This is a genomic window from Sphingobium soli (assembly GCF_020782245.1).
GTDB lineage: Bacteria > Pseudomonadota > Alphaproteobacteria > Sphingomonadales > Sphingomonadaceae > Sphingobium > Sphingobium soli.
This window is the reverse complement of record NZ_JAJGNP010000025.1, coordinates 25305-35440: the sequence shown is the minus strand read 5'-3', so window position 1 is coordinate 35440 and position 10136 is coordinate 25305. Positions and strand designations below refer to the sequence as shown.

The following is a 10136-nucleotide window of genomic DNA, read 5'->3' as shown; positions in this document are numbered from 1 at the left end:
AGCAACAAGTAAGATCTCGCGCCGGCTATCTGGGCGAGCTTGGCGTAGGATTCCGCCCCCTCCCGCAAACGCCCCCTTTCAGGGAAGGGGGCTTGAGATCGCCTTGATGGCCTTCAATCCCGTTCCAAAACGAGCGATCGCGTCCCTGTTTCTCTCCAGCTCGCCATAGGGCAGATAGGCGAAGTCGAGATCGGCAATACGGCTGAAAGCCGGGCGACGGAGTTGCGCGCGAACGTCCTGCTCGCGCGCATTCGGTGCGACCAGGAATAGCCCGGCGGCAGCGTGCAGATCGCTCCCCGACAGCGCCAGATCGAGCATGCGCACGATCCCCGAGTAGATCGAGGTCGAATGTTCAACCTCGAACGCGGCGGCGACGCCGTCGCCACCCTTCGCCAGCCACAACACGTCGATGAGGCGGATCGAGTCCGCTCCGGGAGAGGTCGCAATGGCGTCTGGAAGGCGCTCGAGGCATCCCTGTCCAAGCGGGCAGCCAGCGTGAAGTCGACCGCGGTCATTGGCGGCGATCCACACATCGTAACCGAGGGCATGGCCGAGGTCGCGCAGCCAGGCCTGGATTTCGGCGTGCGTGCGATCGGTTTCGCCCTGCGCGGCGGCTGTCTTGTCGAGCCGGCTTGCCTCCGCTCTGGCATGTTCCAATCTGCCGAGCCAGTCGTCGGCCGCCGTTGCGTCATCCTCCAGCGGTGGCGCGGGATAGCGGCCCGAGCCAATGTCGAACAACAGTCCGCCGATCGCGCCGAGATCGTTGGAGAGCAACTCGCGGTAACGGTCGTTGAGGTCGAGGATGCCGGCGCGCATGGCGAGAAAATGATCCCATGACCCGAGCTTCACCTTGGCGCCGGTGACGGCATTGTAGCCCTTGACGATCGCGGTATTGAAGGGCGGCACCAGCGTCGGGTGAAGGAAATAGAGCAGGTTGGCCGCCGCCGGCCCCAGCCCCTTGATCTTGAGCGCGTCTATGCTGCGGATGTGGCTGATGATCTCCTCGGCGGTATCGCAGCACGAGCAATTGTCGAGCAGGCGACCGAACGCCCGCTGGTTGTCCGGGCTTTCGTAGATGTCTGGAATGCGCAGCTTGGGCTTCCACAGCCAGGCATGGTCGGCGCCCTTGAAGATCTGCCGCTGTTCGGCGATCGAGTGGACAACCGTTTCCAGTGACGAGCCGCGATAGGCGACGCCGAACCGCCCACTTTCGATTTCTGCGACCACCTGCTGCAGCCCGCGACGGATGGAGCGGAAGTTTTTCAGCCGTTCGTCCCACAGAAACCAGGAGCGATAGGTGGCGCCGGGATCGTCTCGCCAACGACGGACAAGCTCGCTCACGAGATCATGATGTGTCGCGGGTAACAAGGTCATACTGGCTGGGTCATCTAAACTGGGCTCCTTGCCGTTCAGGCTATCGCGAGCAAGGGCGGCTTGCACGTTCAATGTGCGATCCGCGAAGCGTGCTCAAATTGTCGGTGATCGCGCAGGGAAACGCCGCTGGCATTGGGCGTTGCCGGTCGCAACCGTCGACCGGGCGCACAGCCAGGCAGACGGCCGGCACGGGCGTCGCCGCCCGGGAGCGGCGCCGCAACCAGCTTTTTCCGGTCGAACTTAGCGGATCACTGCTTTGCGATCGCGGTGACCTCGCCATCGCTGCCCTTGAGCGAGAGGTCGAAATCGACCTTGTCGCCGACCTTGACCGCATCGGTGATCGACGGCGCGGCCTTGAACGCCATCGTCATCGCGGGCCACTTGGCCTCCGGGATCGGACCATGATCGAGCGTGATCGTGCCTGCCGCCTTGTCGATCGCGGTGACGGTGCCATGGCCCTTGGCCTTGATCGCGGCGTTCGCGTCAGGCGCCATCGACATGTTGCCCATGTCGCCGCTCATGGTCGCGGCGGGCGCCGCCTCGTTGGTCTCAGTCGCAACGGGGGCCTCCGCCTTCTTGCCGCACGCGGCAGTCAGGGCGGCGAGGCCGAGGGCAATGGTCAGTCGTGCATGGTTCATCGTCTTCTCCTTCATGATGAAACGGGTTGAGGGATGGGATCGGTCTTGGGCCGGCGCAACAGCAGGTAGGCGGCGGGCAGGACGAACATTGAGAGCAAGGGCGCGGTCAGCATGCCGCCGATCATCGGCGCGGCAATCCGGCTCATGACCTCCGAACCCGCGCCTGATCCCAGCAGGATCGGCAGCAGGCCGGCCAGGATCACCGCCACCGTCATCGCCTTGGGACGGACGCGCAGCAGCGCGCCTTCGCGCACGGCGGCCTCGACCTCGGCAGCGTCCGGATGTGCGCCGCGCTCGGCCAGCGCGTTCTTGAGATAGATCAGCATCACCACCCCGAACTCGGCGGAGACGCCGGCGAGCGCGATGAACCCGACCCCGGTGGCGATCGACTGGTTGAACCCCAGCAGATAAAGCGTCCAGATGCCGCCGGTCAGCGCAAACGGCAGCGTCCCCATGATCAGCGCCGCCTCGTCGAAGCGGCCGAAGATGAGGTAGAGCAGCACGAAGATGATCAGCAGCGTCGCGGGCACGACCAGCTTCAAGCGGTCGACCGCGCGCTCGAGATATTCGAACTGGCCAGAGTAAGCGATGCTGACCCCAGGCGAGAGCCTGACCTGTTTCGCCACCGCACGCTGCAGATCGCCGACCACCGAGGCAAGATCGCGCCCGCGCACATCGACGTAGACCCAGGTCGAAGGCCGGGCATTCTCGGTCTTGAGCATCGGCGGTCCCTCGGCGATCGAGACGTTTGCCACGGTGCCCAAGGTGATCTGCTGGCCCGCGGGCGTCAGGATCGGTAGCGCCCGCAGCCTTTCGAGGCTGTCGCGCAATTCGCGCGGATAGCGCACGCTGATCGGATAGCGGGCGAGGCCCTCGACCGTCTCGCCGATCGTCTCGCCGCCGATCGCGCCGGAGACGATGGCCTGGACGTCGGCGATGTTGAGCCCGAACCGCGCGGCGGCGGCGCGGTCTATGTCGACATCGACATAGCGTCCGCCGGTCAGCCGCTCGGCGAGCGCCGAGCTGACGCCGGGCACGCTCCTGGCCACGGTCTCGACATCATGCGCGATGCGGTCGAGCTCGGCGAGGTCACTGCCCGACACCTTGACCCCGATCGGGCTCTTGATGCCCGTCGCGAGCATGTCGATGCGGTTGCGGATCGGCGGCACCCAGATATTGGCGAGACCCGGAAGCTTCACCCGGCGATCGAGCTCGTCGACAAGGCGTTCGGGCGTCATGCCCGACCGCCACTGGTCGCGGGGCTTGAATTGGATCGTCGTCTCGAACATTTCGAGCGGCGCGGGATCGGTCGCGGTCTCGGCGCGGCCGGCCTTGCCGAACACGCTTTCGACTTCGGGCACGGTCTTGATCAGGCGGTCGGTCTGCTGGAGCAGCTCACTCGCCTTGGCGGCCGAGAGGCCCGGCAGCGCCGAGGGCATGTAGAGCAGGTCGCCCTCGTCGAGATTGGGCATGAACTCGCCGCCGAGCCGGCTGAGCGGCCAGGCCGTGGTGGCGAACACCAGAGCCGCGATCAGCAGCACTGCCTTGGGCCGCTTCATCGTCCAGTCGATCGCGGGCCGGTAGATATTGGTGAGCCAGCGATTGACCGGATTGGCCTGCTCGGCCGGAATGCGGCCCCGGATCAGCCAGCCCATCAGGATCGGCACCAGGGTCACCGACAGGATCGCGGCCGCGCCCATCGCATAGGTCTTGGTGAAGGCGAGCGGCGCGAACAGCCGGCCTTCCTGCGCCTCCAGGGTGAAGACCGGAATGAACGACAGCGTGATGATCAGCAGGCTGAAGAACAGCGCCGGCCCGACCTCGGCCGCCGCCTCGGTGACGACGATCCAGCGCATCTCGCCATCGAGATGTCTGTCCGGGTGATCCTGCTCCCAGCGTTCGATCCTCTTGTGGGCGTTCTCGATCATGACGACCGCCGCATCCACCATCGCGCCGATGGCGATGGCGATGCCGCCCAGCGACATGATGTTGGCGTTCACCCCCTGGAACCGCATTACGACGAACGCGGCCAGCACACCGAGCGGCAAGGTCAGGATCGCGACCAGCGCCGAGCGGACGTGCCAGAGGAACAGGGCGCAGACCAATGCGACGACGATGAACTCCTCGACCAGCTTGCGGGTGAGGTTCTCGACCGCGCGATCGATCAGCTGCGAGCGGTCATAGACCGTGACCACCTCGACGCCCGGCGGCAGGCTTTTCCTGAGATCGGCGAGCTTGTCCTTGACCGCCGCGATGGTCTCACGGGCGTTCTTGCCTGACCGAAGAATAACGACGCCGCCGGCGACCTCGCCTTCGCCGTTCAGTTCGGCGATGCCGCGCCGCATCTCGGGGCCGACCTGGATCGTGGCGACATCGCCGAGCCGGACGGGCACGCCGCCCGCCGCAGTCTTGAGCGGGATTGCCCGGAAATCGTCGAGCGTTTTCAGATAGCCCGAGGCGCGGACCATATATTCGGCCTCGGCCATTTCCAGCACCGAGCCGCCGGCTTCCTGATTGGCTTGGCTGATCGCCTGCACTGCCTGGGCGTGGGTTACGCCGTAGGCCGCGAGCTTCACCGGATCGAGCAGCACCTGGTACTGCTTGACCATGCCGCCGATGCTGGCGACTTCGGCCACGCCGGTCACGGTCTTCAGCTCGTAGCGCAGGAACCAGTCCTGCAACCCGCGAAGCTGCGAGAGATCGTGCCGGCCGGTGCGGTCGACCAGCGCATATTCATAGACCCAGCCGACCCCGGTCGCGTCCGGCCCGAGCGCGCTGCGGGCGCTGGCCGGCAACCGACCCTGGACCTGGTTGAGATATTCGAGCACGCGGCTGCGCGCCCAGTAGAGATCGGTGCCGTCCTCGAAGATCACATAGACGAAGCTGTCGCCGAAGAAGCTATAGCCGCGCACCGTCTTGGCGCCGGGCACCGACAGCATGGTGGTGGTGAGCGGATAGGTGATCTGGTTCTCGACGATCTGCGGCGCCTGACCCGGATAGGAAGTGCGGATCACGACCTGCACGTCGGAAAGATCGGGCAGCGCGTCGATCGGGGTCGAGCGCACCGCCCACAGGCCCGCGCCGACCAGCGCGAGCATGCCGAGCACGACGAAGAAGCGGTTCCTCACCGACCAGCGGATGAGATGGGCGATCACTGGCCCGCCACCTTCGCCATATGCCGCAGCGTCGGTCCCGCCGGGGGCCGGTCGAACCCGAACCGGACCCGGTCACCCGCCTTGAAGCCGCGCGCGATGCCCGGATTGGCGAGCGCGAAGGTCATCGTCATCGCCGGCCAGTCGAGCGCGGGAACGGGCTCGTGGCTGAGCGTCACCGAATTGGCCGTGATCCGCTCGATCTTGCCCGTCGTCTCGTACAGCGTGGCTTTCGACGCCGGCGCGGCGATGGTCGCCGATGCCGCACCGCCGCCGATCGGCCGCGCCTCGATTCCCGACAGGCTCGCCTCGGAATCGATCAGGAACTGCCCCGAGACGACGACGTTCTCGCCGGGCGACAGGCCGGCAAGGATCTCGGTCTCGCCGCCTGCCTCGCGGCCGATGCGGACCTCGGCGGGATGATAGCGCCCGTCGCCTGCGGCCAGCATGACGAGCGTGCGCCTGCCCGTGCGGATCACCGCTTCGCTCGGCACCAGCAGCGCCGGCTTGGCATCGCCGCCAAGCGCGACGCTGGCGAACATGCCCGGCCGCAACCGGCCGTCCCGGTTGGGCAGCTCGATCCGCACGGTGAGCGTGCGGCTGTCGGCCTGCGTGGTCGGCAGGATCGCGATCACCCGGCCGGCGAAGCGCTCGCCGGGGAAGCCCGCCAGCGTGGTGCTGGCATTCTGGCCGACCCGGACATCGCCCGCGCGCGCTTCGGGCACCGCGGCATTGAGCCAGACGGTGCCGAGCCCGCTTACCTGGGCGAGCGTCTGGCCCATGGCGAGCGTCACGCCGGCACGGGCGTCGAGCGTCTGGATCGTGCCCGAGATCGGCGTCGTGATCGTCACCACGCCGTTCGGGCGTCCGCTCCGCTCGACGCTGGCGATGAGGCCGTCGGACATGCCCATCAGCCGCAGTCGCTGGCGCGCGGCCGCGGTGAGGTCGGGCTTGCCGAGCCGCCTGACGCTCAGATATTCGGTCTGCGCGCCGCCCCATTCGGGCAGGAGCAGGTCCGCGATCGGCGCGCCGGCGCGGACCACGTCCCCGGGCGCTCGCGCATAGACGCGGCTCACGAACCCGCCCGAACGCGCCTGGATGACGGCGACGTCGCGCTGGTTGAAGTCGATCGTGCCGGTGACCTCGAGGGCCGAGGCAAGGCTGCCCATCTTCGCCGCGACGACCCGCAATCCCAGGCTCTGCCGCGCGGCGGGATCGACGGCGACCGTGGGGGCCGCGCCGGCGCTTCCTCCGTCCGCGTATCGCGGCACGAGCTGCATATCCATGAAGGGCGACTTGCCGGGCTTGTCGAACTTCTGGTTGGGGAACATCGGATCGTACCAGTAAAGGACTTTGCCTGCCCCGGCGGGCGTGGTCGCCTCCGATTGCGGTGCCTGGCGATGGCCAGCCCAATAGCCTGTGCCGCCGGCCAGCAGCGCGACAGCCAGGATCGATGCGCCCCAGCGCAGCGCGGATTTATCGAGCGTCATGGCCGCTCCTCCCCATAGGTGATAGTGATGCGGACCGCGTCGCGCGCGACGTCGGCTTCGCGGTTGAGCGCCTCGACCTCGGCCTCCGCGAGCCCGAGCGTCGTGAGCAGCGCGGCGCCAAGGTCGAGCTTGCCGGCGCCATAGCTGTCGCGGTCGAGCTCGGCGCGGTGCCTGGCGAGTGGCACCAGCGTCTCGCGGGCATTGCGCAACCGGGAGAGATGCATGGCATGGTCTGCGAGATCGGCGTCGAGCTGCGCCACCAGCTCGCGGCGGATCGCCTCGCGGTCGAACCGACCCCCTTGCGCAAGGCTCTCGCTTGCAGCGATCCTGGGGTTCTGGCGCTTGCCGGCGAACAGCGGCAGGTCGATCGACACGCCGACCGAGGCCATGTCGCCGTACATGGGATCGCGCCGGCCATAGGTGACGCCGACCTTCCAGTCGGGGCGCTTGTCGGCGCGCGCGAGACGCACGTCCGCTTCGGCGACTGCGATCCGCGCGTCCTGCGCGCGCAGGGCGGGAAGCGCATCGATCCCGGCCCGCAGCCGGATCGGATCGACATCGAGCATCGGCGGGTCGCCCGTCGCCTGCGGGTCGGGGTCGCCGGTATAGCGCGCGAGCCGGGCCCGCGCCTGCGCCACCACCGCAGCCATCTCGGCGCGGCGATCGGCGATGGCGGCGCGGAGCTGGTCGGGCTCGAGCGCCTGGCTCGGGCGCGCGCTGCCCGACGCCAGGCGTGCGGTCACGGTCTTCTGCAGGTCGTCGAGGCTGGCATCGAGCAGGTCGAGCTGCCGGAGCCGGCGTTCTCCATAATAGAGATCGACCCAGGCGAGGGCGGTCTCGAGCCGCACGTTGCGGCCTTCGACCAGCTCGCCCGCCTCGGCGATACCGATATCGGCCGCGGCGCGCGCGGCGCGTGCATGGCGCTTGGCGAGATTGGGGAAGGTCTGGCTGAACCCGATCGTCGCCATAGTGAAATCGTCGCGCGTGAAGCTGCCGGCATTGGGGCCGCTCACCGGGAAGTTCTGCAGGCCCAGGTCGAGCGTCGGATCGGGCAGGCGATCGGCCGCGACCGCCGAAGAGCGGGCGCCGGCTGTCGCCGCCGCGCGCGCCTTGAGGCTTGGCGCGTTGGCGGCAGCGAGCCTCACTGCCTGCTCGTAGGTGAGCGGGCCGGCCGACACCGGCACGGCCCAGGCGCTCGCAAGCGTCGCACCGATAGAGAGCAACAGGCGTCGCACAGCGCGCCTCGGCATCATGATCATGGATATCATCCCCTCATGACAGAGGCGGCGCGCCAAGATGTGACGCGCCGCTCCGGAGCGGGTTTAGCCCTTGTCCGACCTGACTGCGCCGCGCATGCAGTCGGCGGCGCTTGCCTGCATCATCGCGCAATCGCAGCTGGCCATGTCCCGGCTGTCGGGCACCCATATGCGGACACGCGCAGGGCCAGTCGCCCGCGGACCATATTGCGGCGCCGACCGCCATTCCCAATGGCCTTGCGGCGTGCGGCTCGCGTCGGTTGCAAGCGCAGGCGCGGCGAGACTGAGGGCCGCCACAAGGGCGGCCGGAAGCAGTTTGATCATCACGAAAACCTTTGACTGAAAAGAAGGAAACCGGGCGCGCACGCATCGATCGATGCGCGCAGCCCGTGCTCGTTCAATCAGGCAAGGCTGGTGGGAGGATCCGGCTCGGGCGCAACCGCCTTGCCGGTCAATATCGTGTCGGTCGTCCAGAAGCTGGGCGCGTCGTAGAGACGCGCAGGCGCAACGCCGCCTGCCAGGTCCGCTGCGACCAGCGGGATCACGCACCCCATCGCGGCGATGCAATCGAGCGTCAGGCCCTTGCAGGGCTTTTCGCTGGGCGCAGGCTGCTGCTTGGCCATCATCGCCATGCAGTCCGCATCCATGCCCTTGGCCAGCGGCGCGCCTGCCGCCTGCGGCACGCTGTGCGCGGCCGCCATCTGGGCTCCGAAGAGACCGGACAGCGCTCCGATGACGAGCAGGAGGGCGAGCAGGCGTTTCACGGGCCTCGATATCTAGCGGGTTTCGCGGGCGCAGCCAACCAAAGTCTCGCGCCGCGCGGATTTTGAAGTGCTGACGGCTGATTCCGTCAACTCCGCGTCAATAAAGATCCGGCCCGGGGAAGAAGATCGGCTGCGGCCTCTACGTATATCGAGGCTGGACCCGGGACCGTAGTCCCAAGCCTGAAGAGACGCTCTTCCCCTCGGCAAAGTCCGGGCGGTGGCTTACCATCCAAGGAGGTGAATATGGTCAGAAAAACTCTCATGGTCGCGCTTGCCGGCATTTCGATGCTTGCTGCCGTCCCCGCTATGGCCCAGGGCATCGGGCACAGCCTGTTCATGCGCGGCTCGATCGTCGACACGGGCAGCAACGGCACGGTCGTCTGCATCGGCAAGGCCGATGGCGCCGAGGTCGGCCAGAAGCTCGAGGTCTATCGCGTCGTGACCCATCCGGGTCCGTCCAAGGGCGTGGCGCCGACCTATCACCGCCAGCTCGTCGGCCATGTGACGATCGACCATATCTTTGACGATCACTTCGCGCACGTGTCCGTCGCCGACGGCACGCCTGCCAGGCACGACATCGTCGAGCTTCGCAAGAACTGACAAGCCGGTGGCCCGGCGGCACGGGCTGCCCTGCGACGCGTCGGGGCAGCGGGCCGCCGGCGACGAGGAGACCGTTCGGGGTCAAAGCGAAACCGCTTGACCCTGGACCATGGTCCAACCGGCATGATCGAGCGGATGACATGGGCAATTTCAAGATCGGCGAACTGGCCGCGGCCGCAGGCGTGGGGCGGGATACGATCCGCTATTATGAGCGGATGGGCCTGCTGCGCGAGCCCGCGCGCACGGCAGCGGGCTACAGGCTCTACGACGCGACCGACCTCGAGCGCGTCAATTTCATCCGCTCGGCGCAGGAGCTTGGTTTCACACTCGAACAGGCCCGGCAGCTGCTGGCACTCAGGGCGTCGGACACCGCGCATGCCCAGGCCGTGCTCGATATCACGCTTGCCAAGATCGCGGACGCCGAAGCCCGGCTCGAGCGCCTGTCGGATATCCGCGACATGCTGCGGATGCTCGCCGACGAATGCCCGGGCGAAGTGCCGGTCTCCGATTGCCCGATCCTCGCCTTCCTGACGGCGCGGCGGAAAGACCAGCAGCATAACAAGAAACATCAGGCAGCGCAGGACGAACGATCACCACGAGCGAAAGGGGTTTTGTCATGAAGAAAATGCGTTTGATCGCCGTCCTCACGCCGGCGCTGCTTCTAGGCGCCTGTGTGACCACGCGGCCGACCTCGGCGCAGGTCGAGAGTTGCCGGGCGATGGAGGGCAATATGGGTCTCCAGACGCCGCATGATCATGGCGAGATGAAGGGGCAGGGGCGCAACCCGATGAACCTCTCGCACGACCGGTGTCTCCGGATTCTGCGCAGCGCGCAATGAGCCGGTCCGGACGCCAGGGATGGC

At 67.4% G+C, this 10136-nt stretch carries 10 protein-coding genes; 3 read left to right on the top strand and 7 right to left on the bottom strand.

The features are described from left to right. Positions 1 to 78: 78 nt before the first annotated feature. From LL253_RS18710 to LL253_RS18680, 7 genes are all read right to left on the bottom strand, one after another. On the bottom strand, positions 79 to 1341 hold the full coding sequence (locus LL253_RS18710; RefSeq protein WP_007683327.1) for a hypothetical protein: 1263 nt from the start codon (positions 1339 to 1341) through the stop codon (positions 79 to 81). 281 nt (positions 1342 to 1622) lie between these two features. After that, positions 1623 to 2027, bottom strand: a complete 405-nt coding sequence (locus LL253_RS18705) for a copper-binding protein (RefSeq protein WP_007406376.1) — start codon at positions 2025 to 2027, stop codon at positions 1623 to 1625. Then, on the bottom strand, positions 2024 to 5167 hold the full coding sequence (locus tag LL253_RS18700) for an efflux RND transporter permease subunit (protein WP_007406408.1): 3144 nt from the start codon (positions 5165 to 5167) through the stop codon (positions 2024 to 2026). Before LL253_RS18700 ends, LL253_RS18705 begins: the two co-directional genes overlap by 4 nt. Then, positions 5164 to 6654 carry an efflux RND transporter periplasmic adaptor subunit gene (locus LL253_RS18695; protein ID WP_007406384.1) on the bottom strand — a complete coding sequence of 497 codons (1491 nt, stop codon included), beginning with the start codon at positions 6652 to 6654 and terminating at the stop codon, positions 5164 to 5166. Before LL253_RS18695 ends, LL253_RS18700 begins: the two co-directional genes overlap by 4 nt. Beyond that, entirely contained in the window at positions 6651 to 7913 is a 1263-nt protein-coding gene (locus tag LL253_RS18690; protein ID WP_013039107.1) for a TolC family protein, read from the bottom strand. The genes LL253_RS18695 and LL253_RS18690 overlap by 4 nt, the downstream gene beginning before the upstream one ends. 63 nt (positions 7914 to 7976) lie before the next feature. Further along, positions 7977 to 8234 carry a hypothetical protein gene (locus LL253_RS18685; RefSeq protein WP_007683334.1) on the bottom strand — a complete coding sequence of 86 codons (258 nt, stop codon included), beginning with the start codon at positions 8232 to 8234 and terminating at the stop codon, positions 7977 to 7979. Between the two features lie 77 nt (positions 8235 to 8311). Then, positions 8312 to 8674, bottom strand: a complete 363-nt coding sequence (locus tag LL253_RS18680; RefSeq protein ID WP_007406428.1) for a hypothetical protein — start codon at positions 8672 to 8674, stop codon at positions 8312 to 8314. Between the two features lie 261 nt (positions 8675 to 8935). On the opposite strand from LL253_RS18680, the gene LL253_RS18675 reads away from it, so the two are divergent. The 3 genes from LL253_RS18675 (at position 8936) to LL253_RS18665 (ending at position 10112) form a co-directional block, all read left to right on the top strand. Further along, positions 8936 to 9274 carry a hypothetical protein gene (locus LL253_RS18675; RefSeq protein ID WP_007406371.1) on the top strand — a complete coding sequence of 113 codons (339 nt, stop codon included), beginning with the start codon at positions 8936 to 8938 and terminating at the stop codon, positions 9272 to 9274. 140 nt (positions 9275 to 9414) lie between these two features. Next, positions 9415 to 9894, top strand: coding sequence for a heavy metal-responsive transcriptional regulator (locus LL253_RS18670; RefSeq protein WP_007406417.1), 480 nt, complete (start codon positions 9415 to 9417; stop codon positions 9892 to 9894). Further along, positions 9891 to 10112, top strand: a complete 222-nt coding sequence (locus LL253_RS18665; protein ID WP_007406426.1) for a hypothetical protein — start codon at positions 9891 to 9893, stop codon at positions 10110 to 10112. The genes LL253_RS18670 and LL253_RS18665 overlap by 4 nt, the downstream gene beginning before the upstream one ends. The last annotated feature ends 24 nt before the right edge of the window (positions 10113 to 10136 follow it).

Excerpts from the sequence above, each read along its gene's own strand:
- LL253_RS18665 (WP_007406426.1), top strand. The coding sequence starts at position 9,891 with ATGAAGAAAATGCGTTTGATCGCCGTCCTCACGCCGGCGCTGCTTCTA.
- LL253_RS18705 (WP_007406376.1), bottom strand. The coding sequence starts at position 2,027 with ATGAAGGAGAAGACGATGAACCATGCACGACTGACCATTGCCCTCGGC.
- LL253_RS18695 (WP_007406384.1), bottom strand. The coding sequence starts at position 6,654 with ATGACGCTCGATAAATCCGCGCTGCGCTGGGGCGCATCGATCCTGGCT.
- LL253_RS18670 (WP_007406417.1), top strand. The coding sequence starts at position 9,415 with ATGGGCAATTTCAAGATCGGCGAACTGGCCGCGGCCGCAGGCGTGGGG.
- LL253_RS18685 (WP_007683334.1), bottom strand. The coding sequence starts at position 8,234 with ATGATCAAACTGCTTCCGGCCGCCCTTGTGGCGGCCCTCAGTCTCGCC.
- LL253_RS18675 (WP_007406371.1), top strand. The coding sequence starts at position 8,936 with ATGGTCGCGCTTGCCGGCATTTCGATGCTTGCTGCCGTCCCCGCTATG.
- LL253_RS18690 (WP_013039107.1), bottom strand. The coding sequence starts at position 7,913 with ATGATCATGATGCCGAGGCGCGCTGTGCGACGCCTGTTGCTCTCTATC.